Source organism: Oceanobacillus indicireducens (assembly GCF_014647195.1).
GTDB lineage: Bacteria > Bacillota > Bacilli > Bacillales > Amphibacillaceae > Oceanobacillus > Oceanobacillus indicireducens.
In genome coordinates this window covers 63,128-80,752 of the sequence record NZ_BMOS01000003.1, presented here as the reverse complement: position 1 = coordinate 80,752, position 17,625 = coordinate 63,128, and the positions used below count along the sequence as shown (strand labels likewise).

The window sequence follows — 17,625 nt, the reverse complement described above, 5'->3', positions numbered from 1 at the left end:
TTTATCACGTATCAACGGTCTGTAATACCTCCACCTCTAAACAAGAGGAAAAACCAAAATGTTAGGGGGTGGAGGATATACAGTCCGTAAATACCTGATTCTGTTCAACTAACATTCAGTGGGGGTACGGAAACCCAACTGAATGAGTTTCGCTTTATAGTATCCTATGCTAAAAAACCGAACAAACCATATGTTGTACCTGCTGAGATGATTGGTTTGTTCGGCTATTTTCACATTTACCGCTTGTTTTATTGTTTAAATTTGCTACCTTTGTTTTTTGCGCGCAGTTGATCCATAAGGGAGGAGGATTTTCTCTCTGCTGCCTTTGTCTGTGCTAAATCAATGTTGACAATGGTGTAGCCATCGCTTTCTTTTTTCAAGTTGAATATTGTATTCTTCATACTGCCACGAGGTAAGACTTCCTTGTTGACTATCAATTCCTCTTTCGTTTCTTCGATTAGAATAACTGCTTGATTACCTTCAAATCGATCTAATATACCTTTCATTGTATACACGCTATCCCTTCTGATTGAATATCCGCAATTCGTGCTGGTCCAATTCCATCAATTTGAGTGAGGTCATCAATGGACTGGAATGGGCGTAATTCAACTAAATCCTGAGTCCGCTCCGGACCGATATGGATGATCTGCTGTAATTCTTCGGCTGTTGCTTCATTTATATTTACACAGCTTGAATTAGTGTCTTGTTCCGTATCTCCGTTCTCATCATTTTGGGACATTTGCTCTGACCCCGTTGTCCCACTTTCAGGCGTTGTTATATTTGTGTTGATTTGGATGTCGGTGCCGTTGGTTGTGAGAAGGATGGTGCCGTGTTTGTCTGTACCATATAGTTCGATCTCTCTTTCTTCAACTGCGGTTACGACTTCTGGGCTCGGATGGTCATAGCTGTTATCTGTACCTGCGCTATAAACGGCAATTTTTGGTGAAACAGCATCAAGGAATGCGGGATCACTGGATGTTTTCGAGCCATGGTGTCCAAGATGCAGGACGTCAGCTGCTACGTTGAATGTATTACGCATATATGTTTCTTCCCCTCGGCCGGCATCCCCAGTAAGAACAAACTTCACATTCCCGTATGTAAATAAGGCAGAAATGGATTCTTCATTGGCCTTTCCTGAAATACTTTCCGGGTAGAGAATTTCAATATCCATTGGACCGATGGAGAATTCCTCACCTGCCCGTGGTTCATAATAGTCCGCATCACTTGCGAGGACTGCTTCCACCGCTTGTTGAAACGTTTGGGAGGTACTTTCATTTCCAGACATCCAGACCTCTCCAACCTCAAAATTCTGCATTACTTGAGCGAGCTGTCCAATATGATCTGCATCTGGATGGCTAACGATGACAAGATCGATAAAATCAACTTCATTAGCATTGAGATAACTCGTTACCTCGGTACCGCGCCAATCTCCCGTATCAAATAAAATTGTATATTTTCCTTCAGTAGTGTGATAACGGAATAACGTGGCATCACCTTGTCCAACATCAATAAAATGAACGGATAATTCCTCAAGGTTTTCCCCAGCAATGGTAGTAGTATCTTTATCTTTCGTTGTTAACGGTGTTTCGTCTGAGTTGCTTGATTTCTCTGTTGGCATTTCATCACAAGCCGTGATAAAAGAAAAGATGAAAAATGCCAGTATTATTGTTAAACGCTTCACTTGCTTTCCCCCTAAGATTTCCAAAACTTCCTTTCATAGAGTAGCAAATAGGATGTGGAAAATCCAGTGGACAATATTGTTCATCCGACCGTTTCGATCCGAGGAGGTGTATTATGAACATATGGTTAATTATTTATTTATTATTTTATGGGCGGCACGCCATTCCTGAAATTGGTGTAGTAGATCGAATCGAAGGGGGAAAGGCTGTTGTTTTACTAGAACAGAAAGGCGATGAGCTCGTTATTTCCACCGAACAATTTGACCATATTATTTCTGAAGATAGTTGGCTGCTGCTTACAGTAAGAAAAAATGAACCGATTATTTTAATAGAATTAGCCGGTCTAGCGGACCGGCAACGGAAAAAGAGTAATACATTAATTGGTGAATTAAGAGAGAAGAGCCAGCTATTCCAGCATGGCCCCAATCGCACCGGCATAAGCCCCCATCTCCAAAAATATCGCTTCATACGCTAACATATCTTGAAAGCTTGTCAGTACATCCTGCAGCGGTTTATTCCCTTGAATGGTGCTACCGATAAAAACAACTTTCCCTACATTTTTACTTTGCATGACAGTACTCGCTAGGGATAGAATGACCTCACCGATCAGTTGTGTTAGAGCATGCAGTTGATCAGCGTGTGTACTAGCCTTTAAAAGCTCTAGTTTACCAAAATTAGCAGCCGTTAGTTCTTGTATGAGGGGAGCTTGTTGCTCGCCGTATATATCTTTTACAAGCAAATCGACTTGCAGATGATTTCCAGCCGCGCTCAGTTCGACAAGTTCTCGGAAACTTTTCTCATTACCTGTTAGAAGGGAGCCGATTCCCATCCATGTACCACCACCAATTCCGCTTCCTATCACCCTTTCGAAGGATCCATTATCGACGTGGAAAATGGAAGTCCCCGTCCCAATGTTTACGAGAATGTATTCCTTTGGTGATCCGACCTCTTTGTTCAATAAATAATCTGCACCCCGGACAATCGCGGGGAATTCCTCTACCGTTTCGGTTGATTGCCGAATGATACGTGATAAATCCTGCCATCTTCCACCTGTACCATAAACATGGACTTGTGGTGCGAGCATATGGAGCCAGTTCATGATGGAATCCTTTTCCTGATATTGGTAAGTTTTAACATGTAATCGTTCTCGTTCTACATAAGCAAGCTTGATTAACGATCCGCCAGCATCAATTCCAATTCGTTGCATCCCATTCATCTCCTAAAATAATGAATTTAATAACTCTAACCAAACATCTAATTGTCATTATCTAAGTGTAGTTATTTCTCGTCAAGTTAGGTAAAATAGATTTAAGTGAAACTTTATACTTTGTTTTATCGTATTAATGGTTGAGTATCCATACAGGACGTGTAATTTATTATAGGAGTGATGAAATGAAAGCATTTTTCGACTTTGTTTTACGACAGGCGGCGGCTTTCACTGCAACAGGGGTGATCTGGTTGATCAGTTTTTTCGCCTTTACACAAGTTATTCTCCTATCAACGACATACGCTATTGTCGGTGGTGTAGTCACCTATTATTCTGTAAAACATATACAGATTTCGCGCTATGCGAAGCGTCAAGGGCTGACAAGGAAGGAATATAAATTCATTTCCGAGAACTTGAAAGAAGCGAAAGCAAAAGTTATCCGACTGCAGCGCGCCTTTCTTCAAGTCCGTCACTTTGGGAATGCGAAGGAGAATTTTGAAATTCTTCGTACCGTAAAAAGAATTTATGCGAATACGCAACGGGAGCCATGGAGATTTTTTAAGGCGGAAGCTTTTTATTATAAACATCTTGATTCGTTAGTTGAAATTGCGGAAAAATATGCTTACCTATCCAAACAGCAAGTGAAATCCCGTGAAATGAGCGAAACGATGCGGGATTCCAGACATACCATTATCGTTCTTGGTCAAACCGTAAATAAAGACCTACGCGAGATGCTGAATGATGATGTCGATACATTACATTTTGAGCTTGACGTAGCGAAGAAGGCATTACAAAAACCGAAGAAAACAAATGGGAGGGTTATCTGATGGCCGAAGAGAAGAAGAATGAATTTGAATTGGACGAGCTGTTGGCGAATCCGTTCGGCAGCGACTCTGTTGACAAGGAAATTAGCGAAATAGAGGCAGAGAAGGAAGTAACCGAAAAGAAACTCATCGATGTATTGCCGGAAGATAAGAGGAAGCGAGCATTGCAGCTTGCAGAACAAATCGACCCGCAAAATCTTCAGAGTGTATCTTTATACGGCACGGAAGCACAGTCTAAGCTAATGGATTTTTCCCATGACATGCTGGACCATGTGAAAAATAGTGATATCGGTGAAATTGGTGGCATTTTATCCGATCTGATGAAAAAGCTCGAACAAGTAGATCCGGACGATTTGCGGACAGATAACCGTGGATTTCTTTCTAAGATTTTTAATCGGGTATCTAACTCAGTGAATCAAGTTCTTTCTAATTATCAAAAGACTGGTGCACAAATTGACCGAATTAGTGTAAAGCTTGACCGGGGGAAGGACGAGCTCACGAAGGATAATAAATTATTGGAACAGCTATTCTCGAAAAACAAGGAATACTTTGATGCATTGAATGTTTTCATTGCTGCCGGAGAAGTGAAGATTGACGAGCTTCGGACAAAAGAAATTCCCGCTCTGAGAGAGAAAGCGGAAGCAAGCCAAAATCAAATGATGGTTCAGGAAGTAAATGACTTGATTCAATTTACCGATCGCCTTGAGAAGCGGACGCATGATCTGAAATTAAGCAGACAAATTACAATTCAAAGCGCACCACAGATTCGGCTCATTCAAAATACGAACCAGGCACTAGTGGAAAAGATCCAATCATCAATCCTGACTGCAATCCCACTATGGAAAAATCAAATTGCAATTGCACTAACCTTGCTGCGTCAAAGAAATGCTGTTGAAGCACAAAAACTCGTTTCAGAAACGACTAATGATCTCATGTTGAAAAACTCCGAGCTCTTACGAACAAATACAATTGAGACGGCAAAAGAAAATGAACGTGGACTTGTCGATATTGAAACATTGAAGAAGACGCAGGAAGATTTGATTTCTACCATCGAAGAAACTCTTACAATTCAAGCTGAAGGCAGAGAGAAACGCCAACAAGCTGAAAAAGAAATGATTGTAATGGAAGAAGAAATGAAGCAGAAATTATTAGAGTTGAAATAAAAAAGCAGGGTCAGTTGGATTTTTTCCGATGACCCTGTTCTTTTTTTACGCGTAATCACTTGACATTAAAAATATGAAAATTTAGAATTAGAATAATACAAGAAGAATAGATTTAGCTAGTTCTATTTTTTTGAAGAGAAATGAATGAACATTCACTCGAGAAAAGGGATGTTAAAGGAGGATTATATTTCATGACAAATGAAGCAACGAAAAAATTGCTGCAAGGGGTTAAACTACCGGTCATCATGGCGCCAATGTTTCTCATTTCCAATCCAAAAATGGTGCTTGAAGCATGTAGTTCAGGAATTATCGGGACGTTTCCAGCGTTAAATGCACGCACAACCGAACAGTTAGATGACTGGATGCAAGAAATTACAGATGGATTGCAACAGTTAAAGGAAGAAAATGGTGAAGAAACGGCCCCATGGGGAATCAATTTTATTAGTCATCGTTCGAACAAACGCTTTACAGAAGATCTTGCGCTAATCGAAAAATATCAACCACCACTCGTCATTACGTCACTGGGAGATCCGAGCCCTGTGGTAGCAATTGTGAAGGAATATGGTGGGGTCGTTCTTAGTGACGTCATCGATATGAAATTTGCGAAAAAAGCTTTAGAAAAAGGAAGTGACGGACTTGTCCTTGTTGCTGCCGGAGCAGGCGGGCATGGTGGCAGGTTGAATCCGATTGCTTTTATGCATGAGATCCGTGAAACCTTCGATGGGCCAATCGCTTTAGCAGGAACGTTATCGAAGGGGGAAGATATCCTCGTTGCTGAGACACTTGGTGCTAACTTTGCTTATTTCGGAACAAAGTTTATCGTCGCAGAAGAAAGCAGTGCTGTGGATGAATATCGAAAGCTTGTTATTGATTCCTCAATTTCGGATATTACGTACACGCCTGCATTTAGTGGAATTCACGCTAATTACCTGACGAAGAGTATTGTAAATGCTGGTCTTGACCCAGAACAGCTTCCCGAAAAAGGAAAAATAGATTTTTCCGAGCTCGGTAATCCCGATGTGAAAGCATGGCGTGATGTTTGGGGGGCAGGTCAGGGAGTTGGCCCGATTAAAAAGGAGCTGACGGTAAAGGAGATAACCAATGAGCTTCGGGAAGAATATTTAAAAGCTAAAGAAAAAATCGCAAATGAATATCACGAAACCGTCCAGCGAATGAAATAAGAGGGGGAGAGAGTATGGAGTTAGTAAAAGTAACAAAAGAAAATAGTATCGCTTATATTTCAATGAACCGGCCGGATAAGCGGAATGCCTTATCCATCGAACTTGTAAATGACGTAATTGCAGCCCTAAAAGATGCAGATGAGGATCAAGCAATTCGTGCTGTCATTTTATCAGGTGAGGGAAAAGGGTTTTCAGCTGGCGGTGATTTAGAAACACTTCACACCTTAAATGAATCCGCTTCCATTATGAAGTATATGAAGCGGGCGCTCGAAGTCGTCCAGATCATCCGTAAGATGGATACGTATGTTGTTGCGGCTGTGAATGGCTTTGCTGCTGGAGCTGGGTTTAGTATTGCAATGGCGGCAGACTTTATTGTAGCGGAGAGCAAAGCAACATTCATTAGCAGCTTTTCAAATATTGCACTGATTCCCGACCTTGGGCTGATGAAAGCTTTAACAGACAATGTCCCGCGTCCGCTTGTAAAAGAATGGCTTTCTTCAGCAAAACCTGTATCTGCGGATGAATTGAAAGCTTGGGGGCTTGTTAATCATGTTGCCAAGGAAAATCTAATGGAGGAAGCAACAGAGTATGCCCAATTTATTGTAGACGGCCCTCCGCTTGCGAATCAGTTTGTGAAGCATTTCGTGAACCATGCTGAGCAGCTGAATTATGAAACGAGTGATTTACAAGAAACAGCAATTCAGACACTGCTCCTCCAATCTGAAGATAATAAAGAGGGGATTGCAGCGTTTTTTGAAAAGCGAAAACCAAACTTTAAAGGTAATTGAGGCGAAAGGTGTTGATCTAAATGTTAGAGGAGTATGGTTTACGACTTATCCGGCTTGACTTGCCATTTCGCCTGAACCATGTGAATTGCTTCCTTGCAGAAGGAGTGGATGGCTATACAGTCATTGACGTTGGTCTTCATAATAAGGAGACGGTGAAACGTTGGGAAGAAGAGCTTGCAGGCAAAGAGGTCACTGATTTGATTATTACCCATTATCATCCAGATCATTACGGGTATGCAGGAGCTTTTCAAGAGAAGTATGGATCCAAGGTGTCCATGTCCCAAATCGATGCGGAAAATGGGCTATATAGCTGGGAAGAAGGATTGCTTAGCGAACTCGGGAAATATTATACGTTATCCGGAATACCAGAACAAGTTGCACGGCAAATGATTGAGAATACCGAAGAATTTGTACCAAGGGTACAACCTTATCCGAACGTCGGGCATTATTTAGAAGAAGGGGAAAAGCTTGTTCTCGGAAAATATGAATATGAAGTTATTTTTACACCGGGCCATTCGGAAGGACTTGTCACCTTTTATAATAAAGAAAAGAATGCACTTCTCAGCACGGATCATATTTTACCGAAGATTACACCAAACATTTCCCACTGGTTCCATGGTGACCCGAATCCGCTCGCGAGTTACTTCGATTCTTTGGATAAAATTGCTGCACTTGAGGTCGACTTTATTATCCCTTCACACGGGAAACCATTTCATGACGGCCACTTGCGGGTGCTTGAATTAAAAGCACACCACGACGAAAGACTTGCTGCTTTGCACGAAATTATTCAAACAGGCTGCACGGTTTACGAGGCATGCGAAAAGCTTTTCAATAAACAATTAAATATCCATGAAACACGGTTCGCAATCGGTGAAACCCTCGCCCACCTAGAATATCTCCGCCTAAAAGGAGAATGCATAAGGGAACTACAAGGTGAGGTTTATGTATATCGAAGTTGAGCTATAACTATTTTAATATAGAAGAAAACAAGTTAACATTGCTGATCAGTGCCGGAAATATATGGAGACCCCAGCAAAAGGGCGACTAAGCACATTCAAGTCCTGTGGCGGGCACCGACATTAGAACGCCCTGTTCGTCGGCCGGCATAGGCGAGACCCACGGGCCAATAGCCTTTACCCGCCAAGCATACTCAAAGTATATTTCCGGAGCGGCAGATGCTCTTATAATAATTTTTCAGCTTTATACGATATTTTTTCCCTTTCATTCAATTTGTTAGAAGTAAGAAAATAATGATAAGATAGAAGACGATAGAAGTAATGAATGGGAGGATAACGATGATTAATAACTTGCAAGATACAATCACATTAAATAATGGCGTGAAGATGCCTGGATTCGGACTCGGTGTATTTAAAGTAGAAGACGGTGATACTGTAATTAATGCCGTTAGGGATGCACTATCTGTCGGTTACCGTCTGATTGACACAGCAAGCGTTTACGGAAATGAAGAAGGTGTCGGACAAGCAATTAAAGATTCCGGAATCCCTCGGGATGAAATTTTCGTTACATCTAAAGTTTGGAACGATCAACAAGGATACGAATCTACATTGCAGGCAATTGATGAATCTTTGGAAAAGTTAGGACTCGATTATCTTGACCTTTATCTTATTCACTGGCCAGTATCAGGGAAATTTAAAGATACATGGAGAGCACTCGAAAAACTTTACCGGGATAAAAAGGTGCGAGCTATCGGTGTCAGTAACTTCCATGTCCATCATCTGGAAGAGCTGCTAAAAGATGCAGAAGTGAAACCGGTAGTGAATCAAATTGAATTCCACCCACATCTGACACAACGCGATGTATTAGCTTTCTGTAAAGAAAATGATATTCAAATGCAAGCATGGTCTCCACTCAAAAAGGGACGTATTTTCGATGAGCCATTACTTGTTGATATTGCCGAAAAGTATGGAAAAACAGTACCCCAAGTACTTTTACGTTGGGATTTGGACCAGGGTGTTATGACAATTCCAAAATCGATCAATAAAAACAGAATGATTGAAAATGCGGATATCTTTGATTTCAAGCTTACTGCAGAAGAAGTGGAACAAATTGCTGGCATGAACATAAATGAACGTACCGGTTCCAATCCAGATGATTTCTAAGGTAATGGCATGCGAAAAATTACTGCTTTGTTAGTTAGTTCTGTCTTTCTTTTAACTGGATGTTTTAACCCTGCATCGGTTTCTGTTGTGGAGGATATGTACGGACAGGCACTAATGGAAAATGAAGCAGCTGTGGCAGCTTATTTCAGTGAAGAATTTTTAAGCGAGCATTCGATTGAGGAACTAGTAGAAGAACTGGCGGCTCAAGTCCGTAGTGTAGAAGGGGTTAAACTTTTAAACGCAATTGAACTTACTGACAAACGATTGAATCCCGAAATTGTGGAAGAATTGGACGAGATGTATGGAGAACGCTGGCATTACGTTGTGAACGATGCAGGTGAAGAAGATATCATGACCTGGGTCGTCCTGAAAACATCGAGCCAATACGAAATTGTCGAAGCTGAAAAAGTTACCAACGAATATTACAATGAATCTATAAAGTGAAACTCATTCAGTGGGGGTATTACAGACCATTAATACGTGATAAAAAACTAGTCAAGCCTCGCGACCAAGTACATCAGGACCGCCGGAACGAAGTAGTAAGATACTCGTTCTGGCGGTCCTTTCTTATTCCGGGGTAATGTTAACTCCCTGTCCGGCATAGGATATATAAATCGCCGCTATCATGGAGGGAGTAACTATGGAAATTATAAATAAAGTTCGAGCGTACCGCGAAGAGGAAAATCGTTTACGGTGGGAAGGAACGTTTGCCGAGTATCTTGAGATTGTCAAAGAGAGACCCCATGTCGCTCAATCTGCTCACTCCCGTATATATAATATGATTAAAGATAAAGGATTCACCGAAAAAAATGGCAGGAAAACCTATCATTTTTTCGGGGATGATATATTCGGATTAGAAGAGGCGATTGAGCGGCTCGTGGAGGAGTATTTTCACCCGGCAGCTAAGCGTTTGGATGTTAGAAAACGGATTTTATTACTAATGGGTCCAGTGAGTGGCGGAAAGTCTACGATTGTAACCCTGTTAAAACGTGGATTGGAAGAATATACCCGTACAGATGCAGGTGCTGTTTATGCGATTAAAGGATGTCCCATGCATGAAGATCCGCTCCATTTAATTCCGCCACATCTGCGTAAAGATTTCCAGGATGAATATGGTATCCGGATTGAAGGGAGCCTGTCTCCACTCAATACGATGCGACTTGAGCAAGAATATGATGGACGAATTGAAGATGTACGTGTGGAACGAATCTTTTTCTCAGAAGATAAACGGACCGGGATTGGGACATTCAGTCCATCCGATCCTAAATCCCAGGATATTGCCGATTTAACCGGAAGCATCGACTTTTCAACGATTGCGGAATACGGGTCGGAATCCGATCCGCGGGCATATCGTTTTGACGGTGAGTTGAATAAGGCAAACCGTGGAATGATGGAGTTTCAGGAGATATTGAAGTCTGATGAGAAATTTTTATGGCACTTATTATCGTTAACACAGGAAGGGAATTTTAAGGCGGGAAGATTCGCATTAATCTCAGCGGATGAGATGATCATAGCCCACTCGAATGAGACGGAGTACCGCTCATTTATCGCCAATAAAAAGAACGAAGCGCTCCATTCGAGAATCATCGTCATGCCAATCCCGTATAATCTCCGAGTGAGTGAAGAAGAAAAGATTTATGAAAAGATGATTATGGAAAGTGATATAGCGGATGTTCATATTGCTCCGCACGCATTAAGGGTTGCAGCCATTTTTTCCATACTGACTCGTTTGAAGGATTCGAAAAAGCAAGGAATCGATCTCGTGAAGAAAATGCGTCTTTATGATGGAGAAAATGTTGAAGGATTTAACCAAGTCGATATTGAAGAGCTCGGGCGTGAGCATCAAGATGAAGGGATGTCCGGAATTGATCCGCGTTATGTAATCAACAGAATCTCTTCTGCCATCATCCGTAAAGAAGTTCCGTCAATTAATGCGTTAGATGTACTTCGCTCCTTGAAAGATGGGCTTGATCAACATCCGGCGATTTCGAGGGAAGATGCGGAGAAATATATGAATTACATTGCTGTCGCCAGGAAGGAATACGATGAAATCGCAAAAAATGAAGTCCAGAAAGCATTTGTCTATTCTTATGAAGAATCAGCAAAATCTTTACTTGATAACTATCTCGATAATGTCGAGGCCTATTGTAACAAGAATAAGCTGCGTGATCCATTGACAGGGGAAGAGATGAACCCAGATGAAAAGCTCATGCGATCGATTGAGGAGCAGATTGGAATTTCGGAAAATGCGAAGAAAGCTTTCCGTGAAGAAATTTTAATTCGTTTATCTGCCTATGCACGTAAAGGAAAACGATTTGATTATAGTTCACATGAACGGCTGCGGGAAGCGATTCAGAAAAAATTGTTTGCAGACTTAAAAGACGTCGTGAAAATAACAACAACCTCCCAGACGCCGGATGAAAATCAGCTGAAAAAAGTGAATGAAGTCATCGCGAGGCTCATTGATGAATACGGTTATAACTCTACCTCTGCTAACGAACTGCTCCGATATGTCGGAAGCCTACTGAACCGTTAATATCACGAAACTTAGCATAAGTGCAACTTTTTATCCGGAGGTCCGCAGTCCAGACACCTCTCGCTTTCCGCGGGCGGCTGTTGAGCCTCCTCGGGCTATCGCCCTGTGGGGTCTCACCAAGCCTATCGACGAACAGGAAGTTCTAATGCCGGCATTGGTCACAGGACGTGACCGTACTTAGCCGGCCTCCCGCAGGAGTCTCGAGGTGTCTGGACTACTCCGAGGAAAGGCCAAATTTGGAGCACTATTTATTAATTTAGGAATAGAACCATCATCATGATGGGGTAGTTGCTAATAATAACGCTCTCTACCAGTTCTGTTGCCCGGCGGACGGTGACTTCTACGGGAAAAGCACGAGTTCATACCTGAGCAGGAAGCGGTTTTCTTCCGAGGCGGACTAAGAATGCTCTCGTATGTGGCGACGTCTGCATTAGCACGTCCCTGTGCGTCGAGGCCTCGGCTGTGCCTTAGGATGCGCATCCGTCCGCCGGGCAACGGAACGGCGATTAAGGTTCTAATAAACGAGCCAATGAGACTTACGCTGAATGAAAGTTATATTTTATGGTGGCGTAAATGGAGTTGTTGGGGAAGCAGAAGCAATTGATCCTGAAGATGAATAGGATATAACAAGCAGTATTCATTTTGAAAGGGATATGAAGGAGGAGAAAGATGGGAGAAAAGCCAAATAAGCAGCAATTTATCGTTTCCAAGGAAAATTGGTCTCTCCATCGTAAAGGCAATCAGGATCAGCAACGTCATTTAGAAAAGGTCCGGGAAGCTATAAAAAACAATCTACCCGATTTAATCAGTCAGGAGAACATTATTCTTTCTGATGGTAAGAAGGTTGTAAAAATTCCAATCCGCTCCCTGGATGAATATAAAATCCGTTATAACCATGATAAAACAAAACATGTCGGTCAAGGGGATGGAGAGAGTCAGGTCGGTGATGTGATCGCCCGCTCAGGAAGTGAGGAAGGAAAAGGCGGCGGGGAGAAACCAGGTGATCAGCCGGGAGAAGATTTTTATGAGATGGAGGTATCCCTCGCTGATATTGAAGCTGCATTATTAAAAGAGCTGGAACTGCCGAACTTAGCGGAAAAAGAAACGGGAGAAATGGTAACGGAGAACATTGAGTTCAATGATATTCGCAAAAAAGGTCTCATGGGGAATATCGATAAGAAACGGACGATTTTATCTGCTTTGAAACGGAATGCAACAGAAGGCGAGGCAAGTATCACGCCGATTCATCCGGATGATTTACGTTTTAAAACATGGAATGAAGAAGTGAAGCATGAATCGAAAGCGGTAGTCCTTGCGATGATGGATACAAGTGCTTCTATGGGAACATTTGAAAAGTATATGGCGCGCAGTTTCTTTTTCTGGATGAACCGCTTTTTAATTAAAAAATATCAGACGGTTGAATTTGAATTCATTGCACACCATACGATGGCGAAAGTTGTGTCAAAGGATGACTTTTTCTCCAAGGGAGAGAGTGGTGGGACGATTTGTTCCTCCGCCTATATAAAAGCACTGGAATTGATTGAAGAGAAGTATCCGCCGTCCCGTTATAATATTTATCCGATTCATTTTTCGGACGGGGAGAATATCACATCAGATAATGTAAAGTGTCTGCAATTGGTTGATGAGTTACTGGATGTGTCGCAAATGTTCGGTTACGGGGAGGTAAATAGCTATAACCGTTATTCAACATTGATGAACACGTACCAGACGATAAAGCATCCGAACTTCCGCTATTATCAGCTTCGGGAGAAACAAGATGTGTATCCCGCACTAAAAACCTTTTTCTCACGGGTGAAGACGAGGGAGGGGTCCCGTTGATAGAGAGTAAGGAATTGGAATATGCAATTCAGGAGATTACGGAAATTGCAGAAGGTTTCGGACTCGACTTTTACCCGATGCGTTATGAAGTTTGTCCGGCAGATATTATATATACCTTTGGCGCTTATGGGATGCCGACTCGTTTTAGTCACTGGAGCTTTGGTAAACAGTTTCATAAAATGAAGCTCCAATATGACCTCGGTTTAAGTAAAATTTATGAACTTGTCATCAATTCTGATCCTTGTTATGCTTTTTTACTTGATACAAACTCACTTGTCCAAAATAAAATGATAATTGCCCATGTTCTCGCCCACTGCGACTTTTTCAAGAACAATGTCAGGTTCTCTAATACACGCCGGGACATGGTGGAGAGTATGACTACGACAGCAGAGCGAATCGCAGCCTACGAAATGCGGTACGGGAAAAAAGAGGTCGAGGATTTCCTCGACCGGGTGCTCGCCATTCAGGAGCATATCGACCCGTCCTTGATGCGTGGGGAACAAAATTATGAAGAAGTAGAAACAAAACCAGAGCGAAAGTCTACACCCTATGATGATTTATGGGGACTCGATGAAGTAGTAAAAGAAAAGCCTGTTGTTAGAAGGGAACGGAAGAAGTTTCCGCCAAAGCCTGAAAAGGATTTACTTTATTTTATCGAACAGCATAGCAGGGAACTCGATGACTGGCAGCGTGATATTTTAACGATGCTCCGGGAAGAGATGCTCTATTTCTGGCCGCAGCTTGAGACGAAAATCATGAATGAGGGCTGGGCATCGTATTGGCATCAGCGCATCATGCGCGAACTTGACTTAACGAGCGCCGATACGATTGAATATGCAACATTAAATTCGGGAGTCCTGCAACCTTCTCGCACATCGATCAACCCGTATTATTTAGGAGTCAAAATGTTTGAAGATATTGAGGAAAGGTACAACAACCCGACGGAGAAGATGCTTTCCCGCGGTGTGAAACCAGGAAGCGGACGGGAGAAAATCTTTGAAGTCCGTGAAATAGAATCAGATATCTCCTTCATCCGCAATTATTTAACAAAGGAAATTGTGGAGCGCGAGGATATGTATCTGTTTGAGAAAAAGGGAAGGGATTACCGGGTTTCAACAAAGGAATATGAACAAGTCCGCGATCAACTTATTTCAATGCGGGTCAATGGTGGATTTCCATATATCACAGTAGTGGATGGCGACTATAACCGGAACGGAGAGCTATATCTTATGCACCATTACGAGGGAACCGAACTTGACCTACCGTATCTTGAACATGTATTACCTTATATTTATGAACTTTGGGGCAGACCTGTCCATCTTGAAACGATTGTAGAAGACCGTGATATCCGCTTCAGTTGCCACGGCGAAGATGTTAAAAAGAAATTTTTATAAAGTGTTATTGTCAGTCAAGCCGGATTGCGAGATATGCAATTTCCGGCTTTGACTGTTCTGTTTTTGTGGTATAAGAAACTATAAAACAAAAATGCTATGATAACTTAGGTATCCAGGGCTAGCCACGTCCGCTCTGCGCCTAGCAACTAGCAGATCTTTTGGGGGGCGAGCAGCGCGCAGTCCCAAACTTCACACTCCTCCAATCGATCATCTTACTTTAATGGGAAAACAATAGGGAACTATTTTCCTATTAGGGCGCTTACCTTGCTCTAATAAGAAAACAAACGATTCCTATTTTCTCATTCGCATGATTATCTTACTTAATTGGGAAAGTATCCGTCCACCGGGTAACATCAACTCACTATCGTCGCCCGAGTTTCCTTTATCTCATTCCGGTAAAGGGGAAGTTCGATTAAGTTCGCCCCGTCCTGGGAGGCACAGTTTGTACGTTGCTGCGACTACTGGATGTGCTAGTGCAAATGCTCTTCGGTGAGACGAGTAATCGCAGTCCCAGGTGTTGCGAAACGAATCGCGTTTTTAACCTGCAAGGGCGCTTGCGCCTTTGTTTTTGTGGTATAATAATCCCCAACACTTAGGCGGGGGGAGAAGGCAATGCGAGTTCAGGATATATATAATAATTTACCTACATTGGAAACAGAACGGCTTCGGTTAAGAAAAGTAAGATCAACGGACTTGCAAGCGATGAATGCTTACGGCGGAGATGCAGAAGTGAGCAAGTTTGTAACATGGGAACGACATAAATCCCTTCAGGATACAGAAGCTTTTTTAAATTTTATACTAGGAAGGTATGAAAAAAGGAGAAATTGCTCCGTGGGCGATTGAATATAAGCCAAATAGCGAAATGATTGGTACCATCGACTTTGTTAACTGGAAACCGGCTAGCAGAGTAGCTGAAATCGGTTATGTGCTCCATTGTGATTATTGGGGGAAAGGGCTTATGACCGAAGCTGTGAAGCGTGTCATTCAATTCGGTTTCGAACAAATGAATCTCGTCCTTATCGAAGCAGTCTGCTTGCCAGAAAATGTCGGCTCCTACCGTGTTATGGAAAAGGCTGGATTACAATATGAAGGGACACTCCGGAAAGCACGAGTAATCAAGGGGAAAAATCAAGATATAAAAATGTATGCCATCATTCGTTAACTGTTTCAAGTGGAAAAAGAACTGGTGGCTGGGACATAAATCCATTAAGGCTAGTCCCAGCCACATTATAATTCCTTTAAGTACCAGCAATCACATGCATTATGTTCTGAGCCGGAGAGCGGTTTTTCAAGCTTCACAAAACCAAACTTTTCATATAAATGGTTTGCTGCGGAAAGGGATTCGAATGTCTCCAAATAGCACTGATTGTAATGTTTGCTAGCAAATTCCAGCGCTGTTTGCATCAGTTTTTTTGCGAAACCTCTTCCTTGTGCAACCGGTGCAAGGTAGAGCTTCTGAAGTTCCGCCACACCATCGTGGTTGCCAAAGGGACCAATACCAATACCGCCAGCTACCTCATCGTTTTCATCAACAACAACCCAATAATTTGCATTTGGCTCCGTTTGATAAAATTGGTAAAGCTCACCAAGGTAAGGGTCAAAATAAGCGGTTCCCGGAATATTTAAGTTCTCGGACTCAAGTGATTGCTTAATGATTGCTTCCATTTTTTTATTGTCTTTTGCCTGGATGGTGCGAATCTGCATAATTAACTCATTAACTCCTTTGCTTTTTTTCTTTAAAGAAATCATACAATGATCGAAGTGTCTTCGCATCAAGTTCCATATCATTTTCATAGGCATACTTTACAGCATATCCTAGGGCGAGTGTCATTCCGCCGGCAATACTTCCGCCAGCAACAGAACCTGCACCTGGTACGAATTTAACGACTTGTCGGAACAGTGTTTTTCCGATATTCCCGGTAATTGTCGCTAAGATTAATTCCCTTGCTTTTGCTTTCGATAGGGGCTTTTCATATAATGTAGCTAGCCTTACCATCAGTCCAACCTGGATACCAGTTAAAGGTACAAAGTCAGAACCAGGAATCGGCGCAGCCCCAACAGCTGTTGCTGAACCGGCTGCTGTGAGAATCCATTTATTTGCTGTTGACGCTTTTTCCTTGATTAGCCGCGCAAATTGGACTTCTTTATGCTTTTTTTGCAGGATATCCAAAATCTCATTACGCAATTTGTCGATATTCTCTCCAGTCCTTGAGGAAATAGGCACCACCTTGGACCGGGAACCCGTATGCTTTTTAATATAGTTGACGAGTTCTGGAATATCGTCTGCGGCATCAATTTTATTCAGGACGAAAAGGATGTCTTTATTTGCTTTTCGAATGATTTCAAAGGATCGTAATTCCCCTTCAGAGAGGACCGTTCCTGCTGCGTTTAGAAAAAAGAGCACGACATCCGCTTCTTTATAAAATTTTAATGTTTCTTCCGAGTGCTTTGCTTCAATATCGTCTAAACCAGGGGTATCGACAAAGATGATTTTATCACGGTATACATAGCGGTCGATTCCTGTTGTTTCGCCAGGTCTTGCGCCGACCTCGGCAACTTCATCACCAATCAGCTGATTAATGGTGGATGACTTACCCGTGTTTACATCACCGATCATTGCAAACAAAATCTCTTTCTCGAGTTCTGCATTGACCTTTTTTGTTTCATGTTCAAATGCTTGGTTAAAATCTTTTTCATTGTATTGCTGCAAGCAAATCACACTCCTTTGTTTTATTTTAACACGCATTAACGGTCTGTAATACCCCAACTTCTAAACAGGAGGGAGGCCCAGTTTCACTTTATCAGACAATTAAATTTTTTGATAGAAAATATCTTTTCTTGTCGAATGCTCTATTCAGGATTAAACTGGATGTATTATCGTTGAGAGGAGAGTA

The 17,625-nt window shown here is 42.1% G+C and carries 18 protein-coding genes; 13 read left to right on the top strand and 5 right to left on the bottom strand.

All coding sequences use genetic code 11. The annotated features are described in order from the left end of the window. Positions 1-248: 248 nt before the first annotated feature. Both IEX94_RS03120 and IEX94_RS03115 read right to left on the bottom strand, forming a co-directional pair. On the bottom strand, positions 249-506 hold the full coding sequence (locus IEX94_RS03120; protein ID WP_156854850.1) for a DUF3006 domain-containing protein: 258 nt from the start codon (positions 504-506) through the stop codon (positions 249-251). Then, on the bottom strand, positions 503-1,681 hold the full coding sequence (locus tag IEX94_RS03115; protein WP_229782538.1) for an MBL fold metallo-hydrolase: 1,179 nt from the start codon (positions 1,679-1,681) through the stop codon (positions 503-505). The genes IEX94_RS03120 and IEX94_RS03115 overlap by 4 nt, the downstream gene beginning before the upstream one ends. Positions 1,682-1,794: 113 nt before the next feature. Here IEX94_RS03115 and IEX94_RS03110 point away from each other — a divergent pair, with 113 nt between their 5' ends. After that, positions 1,795-2,154, top strand: coding sequence for a DUF3006 family protein (locus IEX94_RS03110; protein WP_188855980.1), 360 nt, complete (start codon positions 1,795-1,797; stop codon positions 2,152-2,154). On the opposite strand, the gene coaW is transcribed toward IEX94_RS03110, so the two are convergent. Then, positions 2,086-2,886, bottom strand: coding sequence for a type II pantothenate kinase (coaW, locus tag IEX94_RS03105; protein WP_188855979.1), 801 nt, complete (start codon positions 2,884-2,886; stop codon positions 2,086-2,088). The two genes, IEX94_RS03110 and coaW, sit on opposite strands and share 69 nt — an antisense overlap. A gap of 185 nt (positions 2,887-3,071) precedes the next feature. Between coaW and IEX94_RS03100 the strand changes: the two genes are divergently transcribed. The 12 genes from IEX94_RS03100 (at position 3,072) to IEX94_RS20070 (ending at position 15,893) form a co-directional block, all read left to right on the top strand. After that, positions 3,072-3,713, top strand: coding sequence for a 5-bromo-4-chloroindolyl phosphate hydrolysis family protein (locus IEX94_RS03100; RefSeq protein WP_188855978.1), 642 nt, complete (start codon positions 3,072-3,074; stop codon positions 3,711-3,713). Further along, complete coding sequence (locus tag IEX94_RS03095; RefSeq protein WP_188855977.1) at positions 3,713-4,873, top strand: toxic anion resistance protein; 1,161 nt, start codon at positions 3,713-3,715, stop codon at positions 4,871-4,873. Before IEX94_RS03100 ends, IEX94_RS03095 begins: the two co-directional genes overlap by 1 nt. Positions 4,874-5,064: 191 nt before the next feature. Further along, positions 5,065-6,054: an NAD(P)H-dependent flavin oxidoreductase gene (locus IEX94_RS03090; RefSeq protein ID WP_188855976.1), complete on the top strand. Its 990-nt coding sequence runs from the start codon at positions 5,065-5,067 to the stop codon at positions 6,052-6,054. Between the two features lie 14 nt (positions 6,055-6,068). Beyond that, positions 6,069-6,842, top strand: coding sequence for an enoyl-CoA hydratase/isomerase family protein (locus IEX94_RS03085; RefSeq protein WP_188855975.1), 774 nt, complete (start codon positions 6,069-6,071; stop codon positions 6,840-6,842). 20 nt (positions 6,843-6,862) lie between these two features. Then, a complete protein-coding gene (locus IEX94_RS03080; RefSeq protein ID WP_188855974.1) occupies positions 6,863-7,801 on the top strand; it encodes an MBL fold metallo-hydrolase in 939 nt (312 codons plus the stop codon). 336 nt (positions 7,802-8,137) lie between these two features. Continuing rightward, a complete protein-coding gene (locus IEX94_RS03075; protein ID WP_188855973.1) occupies positions 8,138-8,962 on the top strand; it encodes an aldo/keto reductase in 825 nt (274 codons plus the stop codon). Positions 8,963-8,971: 9 nt separating this feature from the next. Then, positions 8,972-9,406 (top strand): hypothetical protein, encoded by a 435-nt coding sequence (locus IEX94_RS03070; RefSeq protein WP_188855972.1) that lies wholly within the window; start codon positions 8,972-8,974, stop codon positions 9,404-9,406. Positions 9,407-9,602: 196 nt separating this feature from the next. Further along, positions 9,603-11,498 (top strand): PrkA family serine protein kinase, encoded by a 1,896-nt coding sequence (locus tag IEX94_RS03065; RefSeq protein ID WP_188855971.1) that lies wholly within the window; start codon positions 9,603-9,605, stop codon positions 11,496-11,498. 669 nt (positions 11,499-12,167) lie between these two features. Further along, entirely contained in the window at positions 12,168-13,337 is a 1,170-nt protein-coding gene (gene yhbH, locus IEX94_RS03060; protein WP_188855970.1) for a sporulation protein YhbH, read from the top strand. Next, a complete protein-coding gene (locus IEX94_RS03055) occupies positions 13,334-14,731 on the top strand; it encodes a SpoVR family protein (RefSeq protein WP_188855969.1) in 1,398 nt (465 codons plus the stop codon). Before yhbH ends, IEX94_RS03055 begins: the two co-directional genes overlap by 4 nt. Positions 14,732-15,343: 612 nt before the next feature. Further along, on the top strand, positions 15,344-15,574 hold the full coding sequence (locus IEX94_RS20075; protein WP_308425569.1) for a GNAT family N-acetyltransferase: 231 nt from the start codon (positions 15,344-15,346) through the stop codon (positions 15,572-15,574). After that, the gene (locus IEX94_RS20070) at positions 15,540-15,893 is read left to right on the top strand and encodes a GNAT family N-acetyltransferase (protein ID WP_308425568.1); all 354 of its coding nucleotides are present in this window, start codon (positions 15,540-15,542) and stop codon (positions 15,891-15,893) included. Before IEX94_RS20075 ends, IEX94_RS20070 begins: the two co-directional genes overlap by 35 nt. A gap of 65 nt (positions 15,894-15,958) precedes the next feature. Here the strand turns inward: IEX94_RS20070 and IEX94_RS03045 are convergent, their stop codons facing one another. Beyond that, positions 15,959-16,435 (bottom strand): GNAT family N-acetyltransferase, encoded by a 477-nt coding sequence (locus IEX94_RS03045; RefSeq protein ID WP_188855968.1) that lies wholly within the window; start codon positions 16,433-16,435, stop codon positions 15,959-15,961. Positions 16,436-16,445: 10 nt separating this feature from the next. Continuing rightward, positions 16,446-17,441, bottom strand: coding sequence for a YcjF family protein (locus IEX94_RS03040; RefSeq protein WP_188855967.1), 996 nt, complete (start codon positions 17,439-17,441; stop codon positions 16,446-16,448). Positions 17,442-17,625 lie beyond the last annotated feature (184 nt).

Bases quoted from the DNA above. Each gene is read 5' to 3' on its own strand.
- IEX94_RS20075 (WP_308425569.1), top strand. From the start codon at position 15,344: ATGCGAGTTCAGGATATATATAATAATTTACCTACATTGGAAACAGAA.
- IEX94_RS03045 (WP_188855968.1), bottom strand. From the start codon at position 16,435: ATGCAGATTCGCACCATCCAGGCAAAAGACAATAAAAAAATGGAAGCA.
- IEX94_RS20070 (WP_308425568.1), top strand. From the start codon at position 15,540: ATGAAAAAAGGAGAAATTGCTCCGTGGGCGATTGAATATAAGCCAAAT.
- coaW (WP_188855979.1), bottom strand. From the start codon at position 2,886: ATGCAACGAATTGGAATTGATGCTGGCGGATCGTTAATCAAGCTTGCT.
- IEX94_RS03070 (WP_188855972.1), top strand. From the start codon at position 8,972: ATGCGAAAAATTACTGCTTTGTTAGTTAGTTCTGTCTTTCTTTTAACT.
- IEX94_RS03085 (WP_188855975.1), top strand. From the start codon at position 6,069: ATGGAGTTAGTAAAAGTAACAAAAGAAAATAGTATCGCTTATATTTCA.
- IEX94_RS03065 (WP_188855971.1), top strand. From the start codon at position 9,603: ATGGAAATTATAAATAAAGTTCGAGCGTACCGCGAAGAGGAAAATCGT.
- IEX94_RS03120 (WP_156854850.1), bottom strand. From the start codon at position 506: ATGAAAGGTATATTAGATCGATTTGAAGGTAATCAAGCAGTTATTCTA.
- IEX94_RS03090 (WP_188855976.1), top strand. From the start codon at position 5,065: ATGACAAATGAAGCAACGAAAAAATTGCTGCAAGGGGTTAAACTACCG.
- IEX94_RS03100 (WP_188855978.1), top strand. From the start codon at position 3,072: ATGAAAGCATTTTTCGACTTTGTTTTACGACAGGCGGCGGCTTTCACT.
- IEX94_RS03095 (WP_188855977.1), top strand. From the start codon at position 3,713: ATGGCCGAAGAGAAGAAGAATGAATTTGAATTGGACGAGCTGTTGGCG.
- yhbH (WP_188855970.1), top strand. From the start codon at position 12,168: ATGGGAGAAAAGCCAAATAAGCAGCAATTTATCGTTTCCAAGGAAAAT.
- IEX94_RS03110 (WP_188855980.1), top strand. From the start codon at position 1,795: ATGAACATATGGTTAATTATTTATTTATTATTTTATGGGCGGCACGCC.
- IEX94_RS03080 (WP_188855974.1), top strand. From the start codon at position 6,863: ATGTTAGAGGAGTATGGTTTACGACTTATCCGGCTTGACTTGCCATTT.
- IEX94_RS03075 (WP_188855973.1), top strand. From the start codon at position 8,138: ATGATTAATAACTTGCAAGATACAATCACATTAAATAATGGCGTGAAG.